Origin of the sequence: Cellulomonas rhizosphaerae (assembly GCF_003470205.1) — a bacterium.
In the GTDB taxonomy this organism is placed as follows: domain Bacteria; phylum Actinomycetota; class Actinomycetes; order Actinomycetales; family Cellulomonadaceae; genus Cellulomonas; species Cellulomonas rhizosphaerae.
Genome location: NZ_QWKP01000213.1, coordinates 28,733 through 52,942 on the forward strand (window position 1 = coordinate 28,733; position 24,210 = coordinate 52,942).

The following is a 24,210-nucleotide window of genomic DNA, read 5'->3' on the forward strand; positions in this document are numbered from 1 at the left end:
TGGTCAGGCCGAGGCGCGGCGGACGAGCTCGGGCGCGAAGATCAGCGGCTCGAGCGGCATCGGCATCCCCTGCAGCTGCGCCAGGAGGCGCACGCCGGCCGCGCGGGCCATCGCGGCGACGGGCTGCACCACCGTGGTCAGCGGGGGCGTCGTCGACGCGGCGACCCCGATGTTGTCGTAGCCGACGATCGCGATGTCGCCCGGGATCTCCTTGCCGGCCTCGCCCAGCACGCCCATCGCGCCCGCGGCCATGAGGTCGGACGCGATGAAGATGCCGTCGACGTCGGGGTGGCGGGCGAGCAGCTCGCGCGCGGCGGCGGCACCGGAGGCGATGGTGAAGTCGCCGAACACGACGGCGTCCGTCGCCATCCGCGCGTCGGTCAGCGCCGCGCGCCAGCCCACGAGCCGGTCGATGCCGGCGGACATGTCCTCCGGGCCGGCGATCGTGGCGATGCGGCGGCAGCCGCGGTCGATGAGCGCCTGCGTGGCGAGGCGACCGCCGGCCACGTTGTCGGTGTCGACGTAGTTGACGTCGGCCACGTCCGCGGACAGCGGCCGGCCGACGAAGACGTTGGGGACGCGCGAGGTCAGCAGCGCGCTGTCCAGGTCGTCGGCGCGGTGGTGGGAGACGACGACCGCGCCGTCGACGTGACCGTTGCGCAGGTAGCGCAGCGTGCGCTCGGCCTCGCCCGGCCGGGCGATGACCAGCACGACCTGGATGTCGGAGTCGGCGAGCGAGGAGCTCAAGCCGTTGAGGGTGCCGGCGAAGAACGGGTCGGACAGCACGCGCTCGTCGGGCTCGGGAACGACCAGCGCGATCGAGTCGGTGCGCTTGGTGACCAGCGAGCGGGCGGCGCGGTTCGGCGTGTAGCCGAGCTCGGCGACGGCGGCCTCGACCGACGCCTGGGCCTCGGGGGAGACGCGCAGTCCGCCGTTGATGGCGCGCGATGCGGTGGAGCGCGAGACCCCGGCGCGCTCGGCGACCTGCTCGAGCGTCGGCGTGATGGGGGGCGCCTCGTCCTGTCGGAACGTGGTGTTCACCGGGGCATCCCTTCCGTGCTGCGGGTGGGCAGCGGATCCAAGCTGTGGCTTCCCCGCGCATCGGTGCGCGCGGCGGTGCGAGCGGTACGTCTGGTCCTGCGAGTGTGGCGCGGCGACGCGCCCACCGCTCCCGGTGCGGGTCCGCGAGGACCAGCACCGGGAACGGGGTGGTGCGATCAGCCCTTGACCGCGCCCTGCATGATGCCGGCGACCAGCTGGCGTCCTGCGGCGATGAAGAGCACGAGCAGCGGGATCACGGACAGCACGACGCCGGCCATGATCAGCGACATGTCCTTGAAGAACGTCGCCTGCAGCAGCTGGAGTGCCACGGGCAGTGTCGGGTTCGCCGAGCCCAGGATGATGAACGGCCAGAAGTAGTTCGTCCAGGAGGCGACGAACGTGAACAGGCCGAGCATCGTGGCCGCGGGCCGGGCGGCCGGGAGGGCGATGCTCCAGAAGGTGCGGAACATCGACGCGCCGTCCACGCGGGCGGCCTCGATCAGCTCGTACGGCAGGGCCGACTCGAGGTACTGGGTCATCCAGAACACGCCGAACGCCGTGACCAGGCCGGGCACGATGACCGCCTGGAGCTGGCCGATCCACCCGAGCTGCTTCATCACGAGGAACAGCGGCACCACGCCCAGCTGGGTCGGGACGGCCGTCGTCGCGATGACGAACACCAGGAGCGGGCCGCGGCCCTTGAACCGGAGCTTCGCGAACGAGAAGCCGGCGAGCGTGGAGAACAGGACCACCGAGAGCGACGTGACGACCGCGATGATCACCGAGTTGGTGACGGCCTTCCAGAAGCCGATGTCCGACTCGAGGACGCGCTGCACGTTCTCGAAGAAGTGGCTGCCCGGGATCAGCGAGGGAATCGGGTTCCGCGCGATGTCCGACGCGGTCGACGACGCCAGGAGGAAGGCGTAGTAGAGCGGGTAGAACGAGATCGCGATGGTGACGCCGAGCAGCAGGTAGGTCAGCCAGCGGGGCCGACGCTCCGAGCCCGCGTTGAGCCCGGCGCTCCGGTTGCGCTTGCGCGCCGCGCTGCGAGCCGCGCCCTTGCCCGCGAACTGCTCGATGGCAGCAACAGAGGGCGTGCTCATGCGGAGACCTTCTTTCGCTTCTTCTGCTTCGCGCCACCCTCGGACGCGATGCGTCTCGTGATGAGGTAGTTGACGACGCTGATGGCCAGGATGAGCAGGAACAGCAACCAGGCGACTGCTGCCGCTCGGCCGAAGTTCTTGTTGGTCCACCCCAGCTGGTAGATGTAGTTCGTCACCGTGAGGTACTGCTGGTCGGCGCCACCGCGGCCGAACTGGTCGAACATGCGGGGCTCGTCGAAGATCTGCAGACCACCGATGGTCGACGTGATGATCACGAAGATGATCGTCGGTCGCAGCATCGGGATGGTGATCGAGAAGAACTGGCGGACGCGGTTCGCACCGTCGATGAGCGCGGCCTCGTAGAGATCACGCGGGATGGCCTGCATGGCCGCCAGGAAGATCAGGGTGTTGTAGCCCGTCCAGCGGAAGTTGACCATCGACGCGATCGCGATGTGGCTGGGCAGGACCTCGGAGTGCCACCCGATCCCGGTGAAGCCGAGGTTGCGCAGGATCTGGTTGATGATGCCCGACTGGTCGGCGAACATCTGGCCGAAGATCAGCGAGACGGCGACGGGCGCCACGACGTAGGGGACGAGGACACCCATCCGCCAGAACGTCTTGGCGCGCAGGTTGGCGTCCAGCAGCGCGGCGATGACCAGCGCGAGGATGACCTGCGGGATCGAGCTCAGCAGGAAGATGCTGATGGTGTTGCGGACGGACTTCCAGAAGATCGGCGCCTGGAGAACGGTCGAGAAGTTCTCGAAGCCGACGAAGTCGCCCTTGCCCTTGAGCAGGTCCCACTGGTGGACCGAGACGACGCCTGTGTACAGCAGCGGGAACAGGCCCACCACGACGAACAGGATGAAGAAGGGGGAGATGTACAGGTACGGCGAGAGCTTGACGTCCCAGCGCCCGAGCTTCTGCGAGAAGCCGACACGTCGCTGCTGCCGGTCTCTCTCGTCGCTGGCCGTGGGTCCCGGTGCGGCCGGGGTTCGGGTGCTGGTCATGAAGGTCCTTCGAGCGGCGGTTCGGTCGAGCTCGGGCTGGGCTGGCCACCGGGGCCGGGACACAAGGTCCCGGCCCCGGTGGTCCGTTCTAGAAGAGCGTCAGCTCAGGTCCTTGACGGCCTGCTCGAACTTCTTCCACGACGAGGCGGAGTCGTCGGTCTTGTCGACGTCGACACGCGTGTAGGCGTCAGAGAGCGCCTGGTTGATCGGGAAGTAGTGCGAGCCGCGGTACGGCTGCTTCTCGATCGGGGCGAAGCGGTTGGAGAAGATCTGGCCGGTCGGGGCGCCACCGAAGTAGGCGTCCGTCTTGCCGGTGACCGACGGGTCGGTCGTCGCGGCCGTCTGGCTCGGGAAGTTGCCGTACTTGACGAAGACGGCCGCGGCCTGCTTCGGGTCGGTCAGCCAGTCGGCGAGCTGCTTGGCGGCCTCGACGTTCTTGCCGCCCTCGGGAACGAGGAGGAAGGAGCCGCCCCAGTTGCTGGCGCCGCCGGGCAGGGCGTCGGCGACGTCCCACTCGGTCTGGTCAGGCGCGTTGCCGGCGATGATCTGCGTCATCCACGGCGGGCAGAGCATGGTGGCCCACTTGTCGCCCTTGAACGCGTCGGTCCAGTCCTGCGACCACTGGCCGAGGTGAGCGGACTGCCCCAGGACCTTGTCCGAGGTCAGCAGGTCGTAGACCGGCTTCGCCTTGGAGTCGGCACCGAGCACCGTGATCTCGTCCGTGGACGGGTCCTCGAACGGGGCCTCGAGCTGGTTGATCATGCCCTGCGAGAGCGCACCGATCGAGTCGAACCAGGCGGCGCCGGTCTTGGCGTCCATGAACTTCTGGCCCTGCGTGAAGTAGTTGTCCCAGGAGCCCTCGAGCAGCTTGGAGACCTCGGCGCGGTCGGTCGGGAGACCGGCCTTCTTGAACAGGTCCTTGCGGTAGCAGACGGCCTCGGGGCCCGAGTCCGTGCCGTACCCGATGAGCTTGCCGTCCGCGGTCGTGCTCAGCTGCGACTTCCAGGCGGGCCAGCGGTCCTTGACCGTGTCCGAACCCAGGTCGGCGAAGAAGTCGGACGACGCGATGAGCTCGGGCATCCAGTCGGAGTCGGCGGCGACGATGTCGTCGACGACCGTGTTCGTGGCGATCGAGTTCTGCACGGCGGCACGCGCGTTGTCCGACGTGTCAGCCTTGTCGTTGACGATCGTGACGTTCGGGTGCAGCTTCATGTACTCCTCGTACAGGTCCGCGTAGCCGAACTCGTTGAAGGTCGCGACCTTCAGCGTTACCTTCTCGTCGCTCGGCGCCGAGGCGGACGACGAGCCGGACGGCTTGTCGCCGTCGCCGCTGTCCGAGGAACACGCAGAGGCGAGCAGGGCGATGCTCGCGACCCCGGCCGTGACGGCCAGGAACTTGCGGGTGGTCTTGCGCACTATGACTCCCTTGTCGGTCGGACGGCTGCGTCGCCGTACCTGAACGGAGAAGGCCGTCCGTCTGCGATGACGGTCCTCCTACGTGGGTCTGGTGGACCCGGCTTGGAAGCGCTCCCCTCCGCAGTTGCGGGAGCGTTCCCACGCGCTGGGTGAACTGTCGTCCGGGGCCGTGGGAAGTGTCAAGGAGGACCACGCCGTGTCTTGGTGTGGTAGCGATCCCACACCAACGTTTCCGCAGGTCACAGCCTTTCTCACCCGTTCCCACGTTACCGAATCGTTACGGCGCGGTGTCCTTCTCGTCGCCTGTTCGGGGGGCCTCGGCCAGTCGGCGTCGAGCGACGTCCGTGGTCATGGCCACGGCGGAGCGGATCGCGCCGGCGGCGGCCTGCTCGACGGCCGAGCCGAACAGGGGGATCGCTGCCTTGAGGTCCCCGTCGTAGGTCGCCGTGGTGGTACCCGGACCGGCCGGCGCGAGCGTCGTGCGCCCGGTGAGGCGGACCGGGGCGCCGGCGATCTCGACGACGACGGTGCCCACCCGGGTGCCGTCGTGGGACGGTGCCTCCCACGCGTCCACCTGGCGCACGTCGATCCGGCTCCCGACGAATCCCCGCAGGTGTGCGGGGATCTGGTCCGCCGGCAGCGCGCGGCGGCTGGTCACGGTGAAGGCCGCGTCGGGCGAGCCGGTGACGTCGACCTGCTCGTCGGTCGCGCCGGCCGCACGCACGGTCTCGCGGACGAAGTCGGGGTCCGCGAGCAGGCGGGCCGCGGCGTGCGCGTCGGTCGGGATGTCGACGGTCAACGTGAGGCGCACGGGGATCCCCTGGTGGTCGTTCGGGTGAGGCTGCGGACCCGCGGGCGAGCGTGCTGCCGGCGGGTGGACGCCGGGCGCCCGGCTCGAGGCTATCGCCGTGACCTGACACGCGTGCTGCGCGACGGTGCGGGCCGGGAGCCCGTGGGCGCGTTTCGCCGCGTCGCGGGCGCCACCTAACCTGGGTCCGTGCCCACTCTCAGCGACCTGGTCGCTCGTCATGCCACGACGCTCGACGCCGCTGACCTCGAGTGGCTCCACCTGCTCGTCGGCGACTGGCAGGCCGTCTCGGACCTCGCGTTCGCCGACCTGGTCCTGTGGCTGCCGACCGACGCGGGCGACTTCGTCGCGATCGGCCAGGCCCGCCCGTCGACCGGCGCCACCGTGCACTACGACGACGTGGTCGGCTCCTACGCGCCCGAGGGGCAGCGGCCGCAGCTCCAGCGGGCCCTGGAGGAGAAGGTCGCGCAGCGCTCGCGCGAGCCGCGGTGGTTCGGTGCCTACGCGGTGCGCGAGGAGGCCGTGCCCGTCGTCCGCAAGGGCCGCCCCGTCGCGGTGATCGCCCGCCAGACGAACCTCGGCGGCGCCCGGACGCCGAGCCGGCTCGAGCTCAACTACGTCGAGGCGGCCGACGACATCTTCGGGATGATCGCGCGCGGCGAGTTCCCCGCGCCCGACGCGCCGACGGGCCCCCGGCGAGGCGCCCCGCGCGTGGGCGACGGCCTCGTCCGACTCAACTCCGAGGGCGAGGTGCTCTACGCGAGCCCCAACGCCCTGTCCTGCTTCCACCGGCTCGGGGCGCTGGGCGACCTCGTCGGCCGTTCGCTCGTCGAGGTCACCGCGGACCTCATCGAGCAGCAGGCCACGGTCGACGAGTCGATGCCGCTCGTGCTCATGGGCCGCGCCCCCTGGCGCACGGACGTCGAGGCTCGGGGGGTCGCCCTCTCGTTGCGCGCCGTGCCGCTCACCGAGCATGGGCAGCGGATGGGCGCGGTGCTGCTGTGTCGCGACGTCTCCGAGCTGCGCAGGCGCGAGCGCGAGCTCATCACCAAGGACGCGACGATCCGCGAGATCCACCACCGCGTGAAGAACAACCTGCAGACGGTCGCCGCGCTGCTGCGGCTGCAGTCGCGCCGGATGTCGTCACCCGAGGCCCGCGACGCGCTCGCGGAGGCCATGCGGCGCGTGGCGACGATCGCGCTCGTGCACGACACGCTCTCGCAGACCATCGACGAGACGGTGCCGTTCGACGACCTCGTCGGCCGCAGCCTGCGCCTCGCGGCAGATGTCGCGACCGCGAGCACGCACGTGCGGACCACGGTGCACGGCACGTTCGGGTCCGTCCCGGCCGACGACGCCACGGCGCTCGCGCTCGTGCTCACCGAGCTCGTGACCAACGCCGTCGAGCACGGGCTGGACGGGCGCGAGAGCGGGAACGTCGACATCACGGTCGAGCGCGACGGCGACGACCTGCGCGTCGAGGTGGCCGACGACGGTGCCGGCCTGCCAGCAGACCGCGGCGCGGGCTCCGGCCTCGGGACGCAGATCGTGCTCACGCTCGTCACGAACGAGCTGCACGGGACCATCGAGTGGAGCCCGCGGGACGGCGGCGGGACGTCGGTCGTCATCCAGGCGCGACTGCGCTCGGGCCGGGACCTCGCACTGCTGTGACCTGACGCCGCTCCGGCAGCCGGAAGGGTCCGGACACCACGACGGACCGGTCGCGAGGCGATCCGGTCCGTCGGGGAGGTGCGGGGGCGAGCCCGGCCTCGGTGGTGCGAGGAGTCAGCTGGCGCGGCGCTGACGGGCCGTACGGCGCTTGAGCGCGCGGCGCTCGTCCTCGGAGAGGCCGCCCCAGACGCCGGCGTCCTGGCCGGTCTCGATGGCCCACTTGAGGCACGTGTCCACGACGGGGCAGCGACGGCACACGGCCTTCGCCTCGTCGATCTGGAGGAGGGCGGGGCCGGTGTTCCCGATCGGGAAGAACAGCTCCGGGTCCTCGTCGAGACACGATGCGCGGTGGCGCCAATCCATGGTTGCTCTCCTTGGCCGCACGACCGGGCTGCCCGTGGTCAGGGCGCGCGACAAGTCGTGGTAATAGGGGTGGGGGGAAATGCTTCAACAAGACTCACATCCCACGGCTCGTCGCACAAGGGGTTACGAATAGGTTTCGAGTCGATAACGGGTGAGGTATTCGTCACACCTGTGCGGCCGCTGAGTGGCTTCCTGGGCGTTTGTCCAGTTGGCGCGCGTGCAGCGGTGTTCGGCCTACCCTCGTCCGGTGGATGAACGTCGACCCCCGTTGCTGCTCGTCGTGTGCCTCCTCGTGCTCGTCGAGGCTCTCGCCTTCGTCGGACTCGGGGTCGCGTGGCTCGTCGACCTCGTCCGCAACGGGGCCGAGCTCCCCGGCGCGGTCGTCTTCCTCGTGGTGTTCTGCCTCGCCATCGCCACGCTGCTCGGCTTCTGCGCGCGCGGGCTGTGGAACCGCCGCCGGTGGGCGCGGTCGCCCGTCATCACCTGGCAGGTGTTCCTGGTCGTGCTGGCGCTCGGCTGGTTGGGCGTCGAGGTGTCGGTCTGGGGCGTGGCCGTCGTCGTGGTCGCGCTCGTGGTCGGCATCGGGCTCCTGCTGCCGTCGGTCGTGGCGGTCACCGCGCGCACGGCGGCGACCGACGGCACCGACCGGCGCTGACGCCGTCGCGCGCCCGGCTCGTCGGACGCCGCGGGAGCGACGTCAGGGCGCGTCCTGCGCGGAGCGGTAGACCTGCACCGGAACTCCTTGCCTGCCCCGGACGACCACGCCCCGGCCCGCCGGGCTCACGGGATCGGCGAGCCAGCCCGCGCTCGGGCCGACGAGATCCGCCGAGGCAGCGTCGAGCGGGTCGAGGACGACCATCGCCCGCCGCCGCACCAGCGCCGCGAGCGCGCCGCGGTAGGCGCCCGCTGCCGCGTGGCCGTCCGCCGTGGCCACGACCAGCGCGGTGCCGCTCGTCACGAGCTCAGCCATCCGGTCGACCAGGGACGGGTCGTCGCGCTCGAGCTCGTCGAGGTCGTCGACGAGCAGGACCGGAGGCGGCCCGTGAGCCGGTGACCAGGATCGCAGCAGTCGGGGGTCGATGCGCTCCACCCCGGGTGGCCAGGGCCCCGTGCTCGTCGTCAGGGCGTGCGCACCTGCCACGAGCGCGCCGCTGGCGATCACGACGAGAGTGCTCGTGCGGCCGGAGCCCGGCGGGCCGGCGACGAGGAGCCCGCGCCCGAGGTCGACGAGCACCTCTCCCGCGGACTCGCCGCCGATCCCGAGCGGGACCGCCGCCAAAGTCGCCGGACGCCGCGGAGCGCCCGGCGGCCGGGCGACCGCCGGCAGCGGGCGGAGGCGGACGGGGGCCACGGTCGGCTTGCGCGCCTGGTCGGCGGACGGCAGGGCGACCTGGCACAGCGCCGCGCGCTCGCCGTCGAGGTGGACGGCACGGCCTGGGTGTGAGCGGCCGTCCGCCAGTCCACGCGGGACGCCCGCCAGCAGGTCGAGGCCCGCATCCGGCACCGGGAGGACGAGCCGGTCGCGGAAGGCCGCGGCGTGGGCCAGGACGGTGCCGCGCACGTCGCCCGACGCGGCCAGGGCGAGGTGCCGCGCGCTGCCACGCCACGTCGCCGTCAGCAGGTCCGCGCCGGCGCCGCGCTGGATGCGGCTCAACGCGTCGAGCGCGGCGTCGAGGCCGTCGACCAGCAGGACCGGCAGCCCCGTGGTCCCGCCCGTGGCGAGGCGTCCGCGGTCGGTCAGGAGACGCAGGAGATGGGCGACCACGCGAGGCTCGTCGGGCGACGTGACGGTGCCGAGGGTCCCGCCCACGTGCTCGAGGTGGTCGATCGCCCACGGCGGCAGGCCGATCGCGTGCACGGTCCGCCCGGCCAGCAGGGCAGCCGTCCCGACGCGCAGGAGCGTGGTCGTCCGGCCCGAGCGGGGGCCGCCGAGGACCAGGAGGTGGCCCTCGTCGGGCGCCCAGCACGCGACGCCCCGGCGCTGGTCTGCGGGTTCGTCGGTCAGTGCGAGGGGGATGCGGTCCGCGGAGGGCTCGTCCCGGGCGAGGTCGGCGCTCGTGACGGTCGCCGGGAGCGCGGGCAGCCAGGGGACGTCGGGTCGTCGGACCACCCCGCCGGGCGCCGTGGTGACGTCGAGCCCGGCGGCCACGCGGGCGGCCCTGACCCACGCCGCGACGTCGTCGGGCGCTTCTGGCGCGCCTGGTCGCCATCCTGCGCGTGCGTCGGCGAGCCGCACGGCGGGCCGCGTGCCGCGCGCGAGGGCGCGGGCGACCTGCACCCGCTCGAGCCCCGACCCGGCGCGGACGAGCGCGCGACCGGGCGTGCGAGGGTCGATGCGCGCCGCATCGGGGACGTCGATGATGTCGGTGGAGTCCGCGTCGTCGGTCACCCGCAGGGCGATCCGCAGCGAGACGTTGGCCCGCAGGTCGGCGCCGACGGCACCCGCCGGCCGCTGCGTCGCGAGCACGAGGTGGATGCCGAGCGCGCGGCCGACGGCGGCCAGCCGGGCGAACGTCGCCGTGGCGCCCGGCACGTCGTCGACCAGTGCGCGCAGCTCGTCCACCACGACGAGCAGTCGCGGCGGTGTCACGACGTCCGCGGCGTCGAGGTCGTCGAGGTCGCGTGCACCGGCCGCGGCGAGGATGCGCTCGCGGCGACGCACCTCGGCGCGCAGCCCGACCAGCACGCGCTGCGCCGTCGCCGGGTCGAGGTCGCTGACGTGGTCGACGACGTGCGGCAGCCGCGCGACCGGGCCGAGTCCCGTGCCGCCCTTGAAGTCCACGAGCAGCACCGCCAGCCGCTCGGGTGGCTGGTGGAGCGCGCACGACAGGACCAGGGCGACGAGCAGCTCGGACTTGCCGGCGCCCGTGGTGCCACCGACGAGGACGTGCGGTCCGTCCCGAGCCAGGTCGAGGTGGACCGCGGAGCCGCCTGGTCCGCGGCCGACGACGGGCACGAGCGGTCCTGCGCAGGCATGCCACCGGCCAGTCACCGCTGCGGGCACGGGCGGCGGGATGCCCGGGAGGTCACCGAGCGCGACCGCGTCGGGCACGGTCGCAGCGTCACGTCGGTGGTGGGCGATCGCGCGCCGCAGCTGAGCCTCCGCGGCGTCCGTCGTCGGCCCGTCGACGCCGCCACCGGTCGGCAGGACCGCGGAGCACCACGCCGGGACGTCGCGCGGGTCGGCGAGGACCAGCAGGAGCCGGTGCCGGGCTGGGGAGCCGGTTCGCCACCGGGCGGCCCGTGCGAGCTCGTCACGCCCGTCGGCCACGACGAGGGTGTCGGTCGCACCGGGTCCGGGCAGCGCGTTCGTCGTGACCCATCGCGCCCAGCGCCAGTCGTCGGGCGCGGTCGAGAGGACGACGAGACCCACGTCGGCGTGCGATCCGACCGTGCCCAGGGCGACCGAGCGGGCGAGGGCCAACGCCTCCGCGCGTGGACCGACCACGGCGAGTGAGCCGTCCGCGCCCCAGGGACCGCTCCACGCCGTGGGCGGTACCACGGCGTCGACCGCGCACGCGGACCGGGCGACCACGGCTGCGAGGTCACCGGCACCGGGCGGGACAGGGGCGGAGGGACGGCGCCGGAACCGCCGCGCCAGCCGCGGCGCGAGGGTCACGAGCGGGACGGCGAGCGCCGCCACCAGGAACGCGGGCTGGCGGGTCACTGCCGCGAGGGCGCCGGCGCCGACGAGGGGTGCGAGCCACGTGAGTGCTGGCGGGGCGTGGTCGAGCGACCGGTCCACACCCGGGGGCTGTGCGTCGCCGCGGGCGGTGGCGGGCGTCCGGAGCGCGTACCGGGCGGCGCCGTCGACGACGACCCGCCCGAGCCGCCACCGTCGCCCCCGGTGTCCGCGGATGCGCACGCCCCGGCGGCCGGCACGCACGCGCACACCTCCGACCCGCACCTCCCTGCCGAGGTCGAGCCCGACGAGGTCGCCGGCCGCAGGCCCGGCGAGGACGGCGACGTGCCACGGCGCACGCACGGCCAGGACGGCCGGATCGACGAGCCCGGGACCGAGGCGCACGACGGCGCCGAGCACCAGGGGCGCGTGCCCGACCGCGTGCGAGTCGTCGAGCGTGCGGCCGCCGACCGTGAGCTGCTCGACCGCCCAACCCGGCTCGCCGGTCAGCCGGGCGATCTGCGGGCGAAGCACGCCGACCCGTGTGCCGACGTCCGCCTCGACGTCGAGGTCAGCGGCGGGGGAGGACACGGTCAGACGCACCCGACGAGCGTGCCCCGGGCGTGAACGAGCCGACCGGACGGACCTGTCGATCCGGGGAGGTTCCCCCGGTCCACAGGCCGTCCGGTCGGCTCGTGACCACCGGCGCCCCCTCAGACGACGGTGATCGTTCCTGCTCGGCGTCGAGCACCCCCTTCCCGACGCCGAGAGCTCCTACTCGACCCCGAGGGCCGCGACCGGCGACGTGCGCGCCGCGCGCCGCGCCGGCAGGACCGACGCGACCAGCCCGGCGGCCACCGCGACGACCAGCACGATCGCGAGGTCGCGCCACGCGACGGCGAGCCGCAGGTCGCCGAAGGCCCCGAAGATGATCGCGGACCCGGCCCAGCCGTACACGAGGCCGAGCAGCACCCCGAGCAGCGCGCCGACTCCCGCGATGAGCATCCCCTCGACGCCCAGCGAGATCCGCAGCTGGCGCTTGGACAGGCCGATTGCCCGCAGCGTGGCCGACTCGCGACGGCGCTCGAGCACCGACAGCGACAGCGTGTTGGCCACGCCGATGAGCGCGATGAGCACCGCGACCCCGAGCAGGCCGACCACGATCGCGAGCAGCGCGTCGATCGTTTGCTCGTAGCTGCGCCGCTCGGCACCTGCGCTCTGCACCGCGATGTCAGGGTCGACCACCTCGCGGACGTCGTTCAGCACGGTCGCGGGGTCCGCGTCCTTGTCGAAGCGCACCCAGATCGTCGTCGTCACGGAGCTGGGTGCCAGCTCGGCGATCGTGGCCGGCGTGACCAGCGAGGTCTGGCCCAACCCGCGGGCACCGACCACCGTGAGCGAGCGGTCCGACGTCCCCGCGGCCGAAGCCCCTTCGATGGCGTGGAAGGCGTGCGTGCCGGCCCCCTCGCCTTCCAGGGTCCCGGTGACGAGCGTCCCGTCGTCGAGGTGGTCGACGGTGGAGCTGTCACGCAGGATGTCGGCGGCGCGAGCGGGGTCGATCGCCACGACGTCGAAGTAGTAGCCCGCGTCGGACTGGAGCGATGCCGCCCGCAGCTCGATCGCGTCCGCCACGCCGTCGACCGAGCGGACCTGCTGCATGGTCGTCGCCGGCAGCGCGGCGATGCCCTGGCCCTCGATGCCCGTCGTCGAGGTCAGCACCATGTCGACCGGGAACTGCTGGTCGAGGCCGCTGGCCAGCGAGGACCGGGCGCTTGCGGCGCCCGTGCTCATCAGCGACACGAGCGTGACGCCGATCAGGAGCGCTGTGCTGGTCGCGGCAGTGCGGCGCGGGTTGCGCACCGAGTTCGCGACGGCCAGCCGCGTGCTCGAACCCGAGCGGGCGAGCAGCCCACCAACGCGCCCGACGACCCTGGGCACCCAGAACACCGCGCCGACGAGCACGCCGACGAACGACACTGCGCCGGCCATGACCCCCAGTCCCAGACCGAGCATCGGGCTGAGGTGCGCCGCCGCGACGGACAGCAGCAGGCCGAGGAGACCGCCGATCGCCATCACGAGCGACAGGACCAGCCGGACGGTGCCCGCAGTGGAGCGCACCGTCGGAGCGTCCGCGGGGCGGAGGGCGGCGATGGGCGCGACACGGGTCGCGGCGCGGGCGGGCACGAGCGAGGAGGCGACGGTCACGAGCGCGCCGACGACGAGCGGGACCAGGATGGTCACGGCGGAGACGGTGATCGTGGTGGGCAGCCGCCCAGCGCCGGTGTTCGTGCCGTCCAGTGCCCACAGGGTGGCCTGAGCCAGGGTCGCACCGGCGACGACGCCGATCACCGAGGCGCTGATGCCGAGCAGGGACGCCTCGAGCAGGACCGAGGCGCGCAGCTGCGAGCGACGCGCGCCGACGCACCGGAGCAGCGCGAGAGTCCGGGTGCGCTGGGCGACGAGTACCTGGAAGGTGTTGGCGATGACGAGGCCGGCGACGAGCAGAGCGACGGCCCCGAAGCCGAGGACGAGCATCACGACGAAGTTCACGTTGCTGTCGGACAGCTGCCCCATCGCCTGATCGGCAGCGTCCTTCTTGGTGAGGACCTCGCCGCCGGCCGGCAACGTCGAGGCCAGTCGGTCGCGGGTCGCCGTCGGGTCGTCCGTGCGGATCAGGATCGTGTTCGACTCAAGCGGCGCGCCGTTCCAGCGCTCCAGGTCGCCGGCGGTCGCGGAGCCTGCGCCGCCGTACTCGGTCCACGCGCCGGCGGGGTCGTCGACGATCCCCGAGACGGTGACCTGGTCGACCTTCTCCACCGTCGCGCCCGCGGGGACGTAGGTGACCTGGACCGTGTCGCCGACGCCGACGCCGAGACGCTTCGCGGTGGTCTCGGGCAGAGCGATCTCGCCGTTCTTCGCCAGAGCTCCCGACGTGGCGTCGAGCGTGTCGAAAGCCGGGTCGGAAGCCTGGCCGATCATCTTCAGGTACTCACCGCGCTGGTTCCCACCGATCTGGACGTACCCCGTCACGAGCGTCGAGGCCGATGCCACGCCGGACGTCGCGCGCGCGGCGGCGAGCTGTTCTGCGGTCGCACGTGCGTCGACCACGACCAGGTCCGCGTCGCCGAACCGAGCAGTCAGCGCGTTGCGGGTGGTGTCGGAGAACACGTTGCCGGCGATCAGCGTCGCCGTGACGAACGCGGTGCCGATGGCGATCGCGATGCCCGCGGCGGCGAGCCGCCCCAGGCTGCGCCGCATCTGGGCGAGGGTCAGTCGCAGCATCAGGCACCCACGACCGTGTCGAGCGAGCGCAGCGCGTCGAGTCCCGCGAGCACGGACTCGGGCGTCGGGTCGAGGATCTCGCCCGCGATCCGGCCGTCGGCCAGCAGCACCACGCGGTCGGCGTAGGCGGCCGCGGCCGGGTCGTGCGTGACCATGATGACCGTGCGGCCGAGCTCGCGGACCGAGCGGCGCAGGAAGCTGAGCACCTCGGCGCCCGAGCGGGAGTCGAGGTTGCCCGTGGGCTCGTCGGCGAACACGACCTCGGGCTTGGCGATCAGGGCACGGGCGATGGCCACGCGCTGCTGCTGCCCACCGGACAGCTCGCTGGGGCGGTGCGAGAGGCGCGCCGCGAGGCCCAGGGTGTCGACGAGCGTGTCGAACCACTGCTGGTCGACGGACACGCCAGCCAGGTCCAGCGGCAGCAGCACGTTCTGCTCGGCGGTGAACATCGGCAGCAGGTTGAACGACTGGAAGACGAAGCCGACCCGGTCGCGGCGCAGGGCCGTCAGGGCGTCGTCGTCGAGCGTCGTGATGTCGGTCTCGCCCAGCAGGGCACGTCCCGAGCTCGCCTGGTCCAGGCCGGCCAGCAGGTGCATGAGCGTGGACTTGCCGGACCCCGAGGGGCCCATGATCGCGGTGAACGCGCCGGCGGCGAAGTCGACGTCGACGGCGTCCAGGGCGCGCACGGCGGCGGCTCCCGATCCGTAGACCTTGGTCAGGCCGCGGGCGCTGGAGGCGCTCGAGGCGTTCGCTGAGGCTGTCGGGGTGGTGCTCACATCGATGCTCACGTGGGTGCTCGTTCCTTCGTCGTCGGTGATACCTCGACGCTAGGCGGCACCCCGGCGGCGGGGCATCGGGCTGCGGGCTGGTCCTGGGGGAGGACCGGTCATCCCGTGGGACGACCCGGTGCACGACTCAGGGGGTGTCCCCGGGGCGGACGAGGCCGGTCTCGTACGCCGTGACCACGGCCTGGACCCGGTCGCGCGCGCCGAGCTTGGCCAGGATCCGGCCGACGTGCGTCTTGACGGTGGCCTCGGCGACGAACAGGTCCTGGCCGATCTCGGTGTTCGAGCGCCCGCGGGCCATGAGGACCAGGACCTCCCGCTCGCGCTCGGTCAGGTCCGCGACGGCGAGCCGCGCGGGGTCGGTCGCCGCGCCCGGCTCGTCGGGCGGCAGAGCCGTGATCAGGTGCTCGAGCAGGCGCCGCGTGCTCGACGGGGCGATGACCGCGTCGCCGTTGTGGACGGTGCGGATCGCGGCGAGCATCTCCTCGGGCGGGGCGTCCTTGAGCAGGAAGCCGCTCGCGCCGGCCCGGATCGCGGCCAGGACGTACTCGTCGAGATCGAACGTGGTCAGCACGATCACCCGGGGCGCGGGGGAGTCCGGGGTTCCGGCGGCGACGATCTGCGCGGTGGCGGTCAGCCCGTCCATCGTCGGCATGCGTACGTCCATGAGCACGACGTCCACGCGGGTCGCGGCCGGCGGGATCAGCGCGCGGACGGCCTGCGCGCCGTCGCCCGCCTCGACCACGACCGTGAGGTCGGGCTGGGAGTCGATGACCATGCGGAAACCCGCGCGCACGAGCTGCTGGTCGTCCACCACGGCCACGCGGACCTGGTCGTCGCTCACGGGGTCTCCTGCTGGTCGGGACGGTGCGAGCCGTCCGGGGTCGGGATGACGGCACGGACGCGGAACCCGCCGCCGGGGCGCGGTCCCGCGGTGACGCTGCCGCCGAACATCGTCGCGCGCTCGGCCATGCCGCGCAGACCCTGGCCGAGCCCGTCGCTGTCCGCGGCGGCGCCCCGCCCGTCGTCGGTGACCTCGAGCGTGATGCCGTCCGGGCGCCACTGCACCATGACGGTCGTGACCGGCTCGGGGCCGGCGTGCTTGAGCACGTTGGTGAGCGCCTCCTGGGCGATCCGGTAGACGGTGAGCCCGACGCCGGGTGGCAGCGGTCGGGGCGAGCCCATCTTGACCATCGACACCCGCACGCCGCTCGCGCGCACCTGCTCGACGAGCGCCTCGAGGTCGTCGGCGGCCGGCTGCGGCGTGGTGGTGCCCAGCGTCGGGGCGTCGCCGCGCTCCGGACGCGGCTCGTCGCGCAGCACGCCGAGCAGGCGGCGCATGTCGGTCAGGGCGGCGCGGCCCGTCTCGGCGATCGTGCCCAGGGCGCGCGTCGCGGCAGGCGGATCGGCGTCGGCGGCGTACCGGCCGCCGTCGGCCTGGGCGATCATCACGGTCAGGGAGTGGGCCACGATGTCGTGCATCTCGCGCGCGATCCGGGCGCGCTCGGCGGCCGTGGCCAGCCGGGCCTGCTGGTCCCGCTCGGTCTCGAGGCGCTCCGCCCGGTCGACGAGGGCCTCGATGGTCTCGCGCCGCGAGCGGCGCACCAGCCCGAAGGCCCACACGGCCAGCGACAGGATCGCCGCGAAGGCGCCCGCAGCTACGGCGGTCGTGCGGTCCACCGCGGCGTACCGCGCCGCGAGGCCGACGAGCACCATCGAGCCGAACAGGGCTCCACCGATCGCGACGCGGTGCGCCCAGCGCGGCCCGTGCACGGTGACCGAGTACAGCGCGGCGAGGACGACGAGGTCGGCGGGCAGCGCGATCGGCGTCACGAGCACCATCTGCACCAGAGCGATCGTGTAGATCGCGGCGCAGGAGAGGGTGGGGCTGACGCGTCGCCACGCCAGCGGGGCGAGGAGCGCGAACGTGAGCCACAGGCTCGTCGACGGGGTCGACCCGAACGACGTGTAGCCGAACGCGATCGTCGCCGGGACCATGAACAGGAGCAGGGCGAGCGTCCCGACGAGGTCCACGAGGAACCGGTGGCGCTCCTCCCACGCCAGCAGGCGGTCCCAGGTGTTCACCCCCCGAGGGTAGGGGTGGCCCGCGCCCGCGGGCGTCGGCCCGGGGGAGGACTGCCCGGCGTGACGCATCCGACCACGGGTGGGCGTGCCGGTCTGGCGTCAGGGATGCACTCGTGACCTAACATGGGCGAATGACCCTGGTGCTGCTGGCCGAGGACGATCCCGCCATTGCCGAGCCTTTGGCTCGCGCGCTGGGACGTGAAGGTTATGACGTGCGAGTGCAAGGAACTGGTCAAGGAGCGATCGACGGTGCCGCCGCGGCGGATCTCGTCGTCCTCGACCTGGGCCTGCCGGACATGGACGGCCTCGACGTCGCGCGCGCCATCCGCAACCTCGGGCTCACCACTCCCGTGCTCGTGCTGACCGCGCGCGCCGACGAGGTGGACCTCGTCGTCGGGCTCGACGCGGGTGCCGACGACTACGTGACCAAGCCCTTCCGCCTGGCCGAGCTGCTCGCGCGGGTCCGCGCCCTGCTGCGCCGTACGGTCGGCGAGCCGGCCGACGAGGACGAGCTGCACGCGCAGAACGTGCGCGTCGACGTCGCCGCGCACCGCGCGTTCCAGGGTGAGCGCGAGCTGCACCTGACGGCCAAGGAGTTCGAGCTGCTGCGCGTGCTCGTCGGGGCCGCGGGCGCCGTCGTCGCACGCGAGACGCTCATGCGCGAGGTGTGGGACTCCGACCCGACGGGCTCGACCAAGACCCTCGACATGCACGTGTCGTGGCTGCGTCGCAAGCTCGGCGACGACGCCAACGCGCCGCGCTACGTCACGACCGTGCGAGGGATGGGCTTCCGGTTCGAGACCGGCAGCCCGAGCAGTCCCGAGCGAGGCTGACCTTTGCGACGTCGCGTCCTGCAGGCGACCATCGCGGCCGTCACGGTCGCGGTCGTCCTGCTCGGCTTCCCCCTCGCGTTCCTCGGCGCCCAGCTGGTGCGCGAGAACGAGATGCAGACGCTGCAGTCGCGCGCGCAGTCGGCGGCCCGGGCCGTGGACTTCCGCGTCGAGAACAACATCGACCTCACGGACCGCATGTTCGAGCCGTACACGGGCCTGGACGACGAGGAGATCGACGCATCCGTCGTCGTGCGCGCCCCGACCGGCGAGGTCTACCACGCGGGTGACCGGATCACGGGGCGCAGCCTCTCGGTCCAGGCCGACTCGACGGCCGGCTCGACTGTGCTGCTGTACGTGTCGTGGTGGGACGTGTTCTGGCTGAGCGCGCGGGTCATCGCGCTCGTCGTGGCCGCCGCGATCGTCGCGTTCGCCGCGGGCATCGCGATGGCGATCTGGCAGGCCAACCGGCTCACCGCTCCGCTCGTGTACCTGGCCGCGTCGGCCGAGCAGCTCGGCTCCGGGCAGGTGAGACCGCGCGTCGAGCCGTCGGGCGTGGAGGAGATCGACCTCGTCGCGGCCGAGCTCGCGCGCAGCGCCGACCGCATGGCCGGGCGGCTCGCGGCCGAGCGGCAGTTCGCTGCGGACGCGTCCCACCAGCTGCGCACGCCCCTGACGGCGCTGTCGATGCGGCTCGAGGAGATCATGCTCGCCACGGACTCCGAGGAGATCCGCGAGGAGGGCCGCATCTCGCTCGAGCAGGTCGAGCGGCTCGTACGCGTCGTCGACGACCTGCTGATGGCCTCGCGCCGCAGCCAGGGCGGGACGACCGAGGCTGTCGACCTGATCGAGGTCGTCCACCAGCAGGAGGAGGAGTGGGCGCCCACGTTCGAGGTTGCCGGCCGCCGCCTCGCGGTCGAGGTGGACAGCTCCACGCAGGTGCTCGCGACCCCCGGCGCGCTCGCGCAGGTGCTCGCGACGCTGATCGAGAACTCGCTCAAGCACGGAGCCGGCACGACGACGGTCCGCTCCCGGCCCGGTGGGCCCTCGGGGATGATCGTCGTCGAGGTGGCCGACGAGGGTGCGGGCGTGCCCGACGACCTCGCGGGCCGGATCTTCGAGCGCGAGGTCACCTCGGGCGCGGGGACCGGGCTCGGGCTCGCCCTCGCGCGTGACCTGGCGGCGGCCGACGGCGGACGCCTCGAGCTCGCGCAGCGGCGTCCGGCGGTCTTCGCGCTGTTCCTGTCGGGCGTGCCCGCGTCGCTGCGGCCCGACGTCGTGCTGCCGCTGGGCGCGGTCGTCGCCTCGCGCCACGACCGGCGGCGGAGGTAGCCGTGCGCGCGCTGGCCGGGGGTCGACGAGGCACCGAACATCGGCTGAACGACGGCCGAACTCGGGCAGTCTGGGCACATCGGTCCCGTAGCGTGACCGGCACCCGCTCGACCAGGCGACCCGAGGAGTGACGTTGTACCGGCTGACGCCCGCGACCCAGCGCTACGCATGGGGTTCGACGACCGCCATCCAGGACGTGCTGCGCACCGTCCCCGACGGGCTCCCGCTCGCCGAGGCCTGGTTCGGGGCCCACCCGAGCGCACCCGCGCAGATCGTGGACGGCGTGGCGCTCGACGCCTTCATCGCGGCGGACCCGACGTACGCGCTCGGCGAGGGCGTGGCGACGCGGTTCGGCGCCCACCTGCCCTACCTGCTCAAGCTCATCGCCGCCGACGCGCCGCTGTCGCTGCAGGTGCACCCCGACATCGAGCGGGCGCGCGCCGGCTTCGCCGCCGAGGAGGCAGCGGGCATCCCGCTCGGCGCGGCCGAGCGCAACTACAAGGACTGCAACCACAAGCCCGAGCTCGTCTACGCGCTCACGCGGTTCGACGCCATGGTCGGCTTCCGTGCGCCGCGACGCGCCGCGGAACTGCTCACGGGGCTCGACGTCCCGCTCGCGGCGCGGCTGCAGGAGATCCTCGTGGCCGACCCGACGTCGGCGGGTGTGCGGGCCGCGTTCTCCTGGCTGCTCGCGGCCGAGACGCGCCCCAGCGCGGCCGACGTGGACGCGTTCGCCGCGGCGTGCGCGCGCCGGCTCGAGGACGGCTCGCCCTCGCCGCGCACGGACCGGACCGTCATGCGCCTGGCGGCCGCCTACCCCGGAGACCCCGGCGCGGCGACGTCGGTGCTCCTCAACCCCGTGACGCTGCGCCCGGGCGAGGCGCTCTTCGTGCCCGCGGGCGCCGTGCACGCCTACCTGGGCGGGCTCGCGGTCGAGATCATGGCGAACTCCGACAACGTGCTGCGCGCCGGGTTCACGGGCAAGCACATCGACACCGACGAGCTGCTCGCCACGCTCGACACCGTGGCGGCGCCGCCGATCCGCATCGCGCCCGAGCGCGTGTTCACCTCGACCGAGATCTTCTACGCGCCGGTCGACGACTTCGAGCTGTCCGTCACCCGGCTCACCGACGAGGGCACGACCCGCATCCCGGGCCGCGGCCCCCGCGTCATCGTCTGCATCGAGGGCGAGGTCGAGGTCCACGGCGAGTTCGACGGGACGCTCGTCCTCGAGCGCGGCCAGGCGGCGTTCGTCCCGGCAGCCGACGGCCCGTTGACGGCCCGCGGCGACGGCGTCCTGGTCCAGGCCGACGTCCCCTGACCCCCGCCCGCCCGCTCCGGCTGTGTGACCCCACCCGACGAACCGTCCGCGACCGACATGCGGTGGCGCTACGGGCGGTGGCCCGTGAAGACCCAGCGCTTGTAGCCGATGTAGCGCAGCACCGTGCCGATCGCGATGCCGATGACGGTCGAGATGTTGTCCGCCGTCTGCGACACCAGGTCGAGCGTGTAGTGCGAGAACGCGAGCGTGCCGATCGGGATCGCGGCGCAGAGCACGTTGATCACGGCGAACACGAACAGCTCGCGACCGCGCTGCGGGGTGGCGTGCTCAGCGAACGTCCAGTGCCGGTTGCCGAGCCACGAGACGAGCGTCGCGGCGGCGACCGAGATGACCTTCGCGGTGATCGGCTTGCCCTCCAGGACGTGGCCAGGCCCGAACCGCAGCAGGTTGAACAGGCCGAGGTCGACGACGAAGGCCACGCCGCCGACGGACAGGAACCGGGCGATCTCGAGCGCGCGGGCGCGCATCACGACCCAGCTCAGGGCCGCCGGCGGGGGCGGACCGGGGACCGGTGCACCCACGGTGGCCTCGTCGGTCTCGCTCACTGCGGTGCTCCTCGGGTGCTGCTCGGGTGCTGCTGTCGTGCGGTTCCCCGCGAGGATAGCCCCGCATCCTGGTCGCGGACCCAGCTTCTCGTCCGGCTCGACTACGCTCGGCGCCCGTGAGCGCTCCCGTGGTGGCCGTGGTCGGTGGTGGGCAGCTGGCCCGCATGATGGCGCCGGCGGCGACCGCGCTGGGCGTGCACCTGCGCGTGCTGGTGGAGAGCCCCACGTCGTCGGCCGCTCAGGTCGTCGTGGACGCGCCCGTGGGTGCGGCGTCCGACGCCGACGCGGTGGCGGCGCTGACCGTGGGCGCGGACGTCCTGACCTTCGAGCACGAGCACGTGCCGTTCGCGCTGCTCGACCGGCTCGCGGCCGACGGCGTCCCCGTGCACCCCGGCACGCACGCCCTCGTGCACGCGCAGGACAAGATCGTCATGCGCCGTCGCCTCACCGAGCTCGACGCGCCCTGCCCGCGCTGGACGGAGCTCGCCGGACCCGACGACCTGACGGCGTTCCTCGCCGACGCCGGCGAGGCCGTGGTGAAGACCGCCCGCGGCGGGTACGACGGCAAGGGCGTGCGCGTGGTCCGATCGGCCGACGAGGTCGCCGACTGGTTCGCCGCCGCCGCGGACGGGGGAGTGCCGCTGCTCGCGGAGGAGAAGGTGCCGTTCACGCGCGAGCTCGCGGTGCTCGTCGCGCGCCGCCCGTCCGGCGAGGTCCGCACCTGGCCGGTCGTGGAGTCGGTGCAGCGCAACGGCGTCTGCGCCGAGGTCATCGCCCCGGCGCCCGACCTGGACCCCGCGCTCGCGGCTCGCGCCGTGGCCGTCGCGGTCCGGATCGCGAACGGCCTCGACGTCGCCGGGGTGCTCGCTGTCGAGCTGTTCGAGGTCGACGGCGACGTCGTGGTCAACGAGCTCGCGATGCGCCCGCACAACTCGGGCCACTGGACCATCGACGGGGCGGTGACCAGCCAGTTCGAGCAACACCTGCGCGCGGTCCTCGACCTGCCGCTCGGCGACACCTCGGCGCGGTCGACGTGGACCGTGATGGCGAACGTGCTGGGCAGCGCGCTGACCGACCTGACGGACGCGCTCGCGGCCGTGACCGCCGCGGATCCCGCCGCCAAGGTGCAGCTCTACGGCAAGGATGTGCGCCCGGGCCGCAAGCTGGGCCACGTCAACGTGTCGGGCGACGACCTCGCGGACGTGCGCCGACGGGCGGACGCGGCAGCGGCGCTGCTGCGCGGCGAGTCTCCCGCCTGACGGCCGCGTGCCGTCCTGCACGATGGCACGCGATGATGGGCCCCGCGGCACGCGCCGCGGGCACGACGGACGGACGGAGAGCGCGATGGCTGCAGGTGCCCTGGTCGGGATCGTCATGGGGTCGGACTCGGACTGGCCGGTCATGCAGGCCGCGGCCGACGTCCTGGCCGAGTTCGACGTCCCGGTCGAGGTCGACGTCGTCTCCGCGCATCGTCAGCCCGAGAAGATGATCGACTACGGCCGCACCGCCGCCGACCGCGGTCTGCGGGCGATCATCGCCGGAGCCGGGGGAGCGGCGCACCTGCCGGGCATGCTCGCGTCGGTCACGACGCTGCCCGTCGTCGGCGTGCCCGTGCCGCTCGCCTACCTCGACGGCATGGACTCGCTGCTGTCGATCGTGCAGATGCCCGCGGGCGTGCCGGTCGCGACCGTCTCGGTCGGCGGGGCGCGCAACGCCGGCCTGCTCGCGGTGCGCATCCTCGCCTCCGGGACGGACGACGACGCGGCGCGGCTGCGTACGGCGATGGCGGCGTTCCAGGTGGGCCTGCGCGAGCAGGCAGACGCCAAGGGTGAGCGTCTGCGCGCGCAGACCGGCAACGCCCGGCCGGGCATGGGGTTCCAGGCCTAGGAGCAGCCTACGAACCCGGGATCCCGCCGACCTTGCCCGGGTCGAGCTTGCCGTCGCGGATGTCCTCGAAGAACCCGGGCGTCTTCTTCGGGTCGAGCTGCACGGTCGAGCCGACGCCGCCGGGGCGGTAGTCGAGGCTCTTGATCGGCGGCGTGCCGGTGATGCCGCCGTCGCCGTTCGCGGCCTTGAACGCCAGGGCCATCTTGCCCATGTCGATCATGCCCATGTCCTCGTCGACCGTCAGCGCGCCGGTCGCGGCGTCGATGAGGGCGACCTGCCGCGACGGGTGCAGCACGAGCGCCTTCGGGTCGACCTTGCCCATGATCGCGGAGACGAGCTGGCGCTGGCGCTCCGCGCGGCCGATGTCACCCTTGGGGTCGGCCTTGCGCATGCGCGCGAAGGCGAGCGCCTTCTTGCCCTGGACCGTGTGGCAGCCGGCCTTCCACGTGAGCTTCGAGTCCTTGTCGTCCACCGTCTTGCTGTAGCAGAGCCGGACGCCGTCGACCGCGTTGACGACACCTCTGACGCCCGCCATGCCGATCTCGGCGTAGTGGTCGATCGTCAGACCGGACAGGCCCTCGACCGTCTCGACGAGCAGCGGCGCCCCGCCCCACGCGAACGCCGCGTTGAGCTTGGCGGGGCCGTGCCCGGGGATGTCGACGTAGGTGTCGCGTGGGAGCGAGATCAGCGCCGTGGGGCCGCTGTCGGGGACGTGCAGCAGCAAGATCGTGTCCGTGCGGGCGCCGACCGTGCCGTCGTCCTTCACGCCGCCGTCGGCACGGGAGTCGGACCCGGTCAGCAGGTAGGTCGTGCCGTCCGTGCCCTTCGCGCCGGACAGTGCCTCGGTGTGCTGGATCTTGCCGTTCGCCCACATGACCAGGCCGATCGGCCAGGCAAGGAGCGCGATGAGCACGACCGCGACGATCGAGAGGACGATCGCCTTGCGGCCGCGGCGCCGCTTGCTAGGCGGCTCGCCTCCGCCGGTCGCTGCCGGGTCGGTGGGACGCGGCGGGGGGCCGGAGCGCTGCGCGGGGCCGGAGCGCTGCGCGGGGCCGGAGCGCTGCGCGGGGCCGCCCGGGCGGGACGGGGCA

The 24,210-nt window shown here is 73.1% G+C and carries 20 protein-coding genes; 7 read left to right on the top strand and 13 right to left on the bottom strand.

From position 1 onward, the window contains the following. Positions 1 to 3 precede the first annotated feature (3 nt). From D1825_RS13920 to D1825_RS13940, 5 genes are all read right to left on the bottom strand, one after another. Complete coding sequence (locus tag D1825_RS13920) at positions 4 to 1,041, bottom strand: LacI family DNA-binding transcriptional regulator (RefSeq protein WP_118768008.1); 1,038 nt, start codon at positions 1,039 to 1,041, stop codon at positions 4 to 6. 176 nt (positions 1,042 to 1,217) lie between these two features. After that, the gene (locus D1825_RS13925; protein ID WP_118768009.1) at positions 1,218 to 2,144 is read right to left on the bottom strand and encodes a carbohydrate ABC transporter permease; all 927 of its coding nucleotides are present in this window, start codon (positions 2,142 to 2,144) and stop codon (positions 1,218 to 1,220) included. Next, the gene (locus D1825_RS13930; RefSeq protein WP_118768010.1) at positions 2,141 to 3,151 is read right to left on the bottom strand and encodes a carbohydrate ABC transporter permease; all 1,011 of its coding nucleotides are present in this window, start codon (positions 3,149 to 3,151) and stop codon (positions 2,141 to 2,143) included. The genes D1825_RS13925 and D1825_RS13930 overlap by 4 nt, the downstream gene beginning before the upstream one ends. Before the next feature lie 99 nt (positions 3,152 to 3,250). After that, positions 3,251 to 4,567, bottom strand: a complete 1,317-nt coding sequence (locus D1825_RS13935; protein ID WP_118768011.1) for an ABC transporter substrate-binding protein — start codon at positions 4,565 to 4,567, stop codon at positions 3,251 to 3,253. Positions 4,568 to 4,844: 277 nt separating this feature from the next. Next, positions 4,845 to 5,378, bottom strand: a complete 534-nt coding sequence (locus D1825_RS13940; protein WP_118768012.1) for a DUF2505 domain-containing protein — start codon at positions 5,376 to 5,378, stop codon at positions 4,845 to 4,847. 186 nt (positions 5,379 to 5,564) lie between these two features. Between D1825_RS13940 and D1825_RS13945 the strand changes: the two genes are divergently transcribed. Beyond that, positions 5,565 to 7,046 carry a sensor histidine kinase gene (locus D1825_RS13945; protein ID WP_118768013.1) on the top strand — a complete coding sequence of 494 codons (1,482 nt, stop codon included), beginning with the start codon at positions 5,565 to 5,567 and terminating at the stop codon, positions 7,044 to 7,046. Between the two features lie 114 nt (positions 7,047 to 7,160). Here the strand turns inward: D1825_RS13945 and D1825_RS13950 are convergent, their stop codons facing one another. Next, on the bottom strand, positions 7,161 to 7,409 hold the full coding sequence (locus D1825_RS13950) for a WhiB family transcriptional regulator (protein WP_118768014.1): 249 nt from the start codon (positions 7,407 to 7,409) through the stop codon (positions 7,161 to 7,163). 247 nt (positions 7,410 to 7,656) lie between these two features. On the opposite strand from D1825_RS13950, the gene D1825_RS13955 reads away from it, so the two are divergent. Further along, entirely contained in the window at positions 7,657 to 8,064 is a 408-nt protein-coding gene (locus D1825_RS13955; protein ID WP_118768015.1) for a hypothetical protein, read from the top strand. 42 nt (positions 8,065 to 8,106) lie between these two features. On the opposite strand, the gene D1825_RS13960 is transcribed toward D1825_RS13955, so the two are convergent. The 5 genes from D1825_RS13960 to D1825_RS13980 form a co-directional block, all read right to left on the bottom strand. Then, entirely contained in the window at positions 8,107 to 11,634 is a 3,528-nt protein-coding gene (locus D1825_RS13960; protein ID WP_158580739.1) for an FtsK/SpoIIIE domain-containing protein, read from the bottom strand. Positions 11,635 to 11,805: 171 nt separating this feature from the next. Continuing rightward, complete coding sequence (locus tag D1825_RS13965) at positions 11,806 to 14,313, bottom strand: ABC transporter permease (RefSeq protein WP_118768017.1); 2,508 nt, start codon at positions 14,311 to 14,313, stop codon at positions 11,806 to 11,808. Further along, positions 14,313 to 15,101 carry an ABC transporter ATP-binding protein gene (locus D1825_RS13970; RefSeq protein ID WP_118768018.1) on the bottom strand — a complete coding sequence of 263 codons (789 nt, stop codon included), beginning with the start codon at positions 15,099 to 15,101 and terminating at the stop codon, positions 14,313 to 14,315. Before D1825_RS13970 ends, D1825_RS13965 begins: the two co-directional genes overlap by 1 nt. A 127-nt stretch (positions 15,102 to 15,228) precedes the next feature. Further along, entirely contained in the window at positions 15,229 to 15,942 is a 714-nt protein-coding gene (locus tag D1825_RS13975; RefSeq protein WP_118768019.1) for a response regulator, read from the bottom strand. Next, positions 15,939 to 17,183 carry a sensor histidine kinase gene (locus D1825_RS13980; protein WP_118768020.1) on the bottom strand — a complete coding sequence of 415 codons (1,245 nt, stop codon included), beginning with the start codon at positions 17,181 to 17,183 and terminating at the stop codon, positions 15,939 to 15,941. The genes D1825_RS13975 and D1825_RS13980 overlap by 4 nt, the downstream gene beginning before the upstream one ends. 131 nt (positions 17,184 to 17,314) lie before the next feature. On the opposite strand from D1825_RS13980, the gene D1825_RS13985 reads away from it, so the two are divergent. The 3 genes from D1825_RS13985 to manA all read left to right on the top strand — a co-directional run bounded on the left by D1825_RS13985 (position 17,315) and on the right by manA (position 20,666). Further along, entirely contained in the window at positions 17,315 to 18,016 is a 702-nt protein-coding gene (locus tag D1825_RS13985) for a response regulator transcription factor (protein ID WP_118768021.1), read from the top strand. A 3-nt stretch (positions 18,017 to 18,019) separates the two neighbouring features. Continuing rightward, positions 18,020 to 19,345 carry an ATP-binding protein gene (locus D1825_RS13990; RefSeq protein ID WP_118768022.1) on the top strand — a complete coding sequence of 442 codons (1,326 nt, stop codon included), beginning with the start codon at positions 18,020 to 18,022 and terminating at the stop codon, positions 19,343 to 19,345. A gap of 133 nt (positions 19,346 to 19,478) precedes the next feature. Next, entirely contained in the window at positions 19,479 to 20,666 is a 1,188-nt protein-coding gene (gene manA, locus D1825_RS13995; RefSeq protein ID WP_118768030.1) for a mannose-6-phosphate isomerase, class I, read from the top strand. A 68-nt stretch (positions 20,667 to 20,734) separates the two neighbouring features. Here manA and D1825_RS14000 read toward each other — a convergent pair whose 3' ends face one another. Next, on the bottom strand, positions 20,735 to 21,232 hold the full coding sequence (locus D1825_RS14000) for a GtrA family protein (RefSeq protein WP_233549907.1): 498 nt from the start codon (positions 21,230 to 21,232) through the stop codon (positions 20,735 to 20,737). 116 nt (positions 21,233 to 21,348) lie between these two features. Here D1825_RS14000 and D1825_RS14005 point away from each other — a divergent pair, with 116 nt between their 5' ends. Then, positions 21,349 to 22,491 (top strand): 5-(carboxyamino)imidazole ribonucleotide synthase, encoded by a 1,143-nt coding sequence (locus D1825_RS14005; RefSeq protein ID WP_118768023.1) that lies wholly within the window; start codon positions 21,349 to 21,351, stop codon positions 22,489 to 22,491. An 85-nt stretch (positions 22,492 to 22,576) separates the two neighbouring features. Then, complete coding sequence (gene purE, locus D1825_RS14010; RefSeq protein ID WP_118768024.1) at positions 22,577 to 23,119, top strand: 5-(carboxyamino)imidazole ribonucleotide mutase; 543 nt, start codon at positions 22,577 to 22,579, stop codon at positions 23,117 to 23,119. Positions 23,120 to 23,126: 7 nt separating this feature from the next. Here the strand turns inward: purE and D1825_RS14015 are convergent. Then, positions 23,127 to 24,210: LCP family protein (locus D1825_RS14015; RefSeq protein WP_325051492.1), on the bottom strand; the 1,084-nt coding region annotated here is incomplete at its 5' end.